At 54.8% G+C, this 325-nt stretch carries 1 pseudogene; it reads right to left on the bottom strand.

Annotated elements, in window-relative coordinates:
• Positions 1-325: pseudogene (locus tag ACXIUA_RS01860) on the bottom strand (hypothetical protein); the annotation flags it as partial.

The following is a 325-nucleotide window of genomic DNA, read 5'->3' as shown; positions in this document are numbered from 1 at the left end:
ATCCGCAACGGAAACCTCGAACGGATTCAGCAGGGCAACTCCCATGGAATCGGCATTATCGCGCTCCGAATTTCCAGTGCGGGCAGCAATCACTGGTCGCTGACCCCACTCGACAGGGATCTTGTAGAACTTCTGTTCACCGGGCACGATTGTGTCAGAGATGGTATCCCCAGATTTAACTTCCGGCGCTTGGGCTGCGTTATTGCCACCGTTTACGGGCTTGGCCTCTCCAAAAGTGGCCTTTTTGTAGGCTTTGTCGCCGGTCGAAGAAGACCGCCCCTCATTTAGCTTGCCAGCATCCTGCTTCTTCAGGACTGGCTCAAAC

Source organism: Corynebacterium sp. UMB8791 (assembly GCF_054166365.1).
Note: the sequence above shows the minus strand (reverse complement) of the source record. Positions and strands in the feature narration are given on the sequence as shown.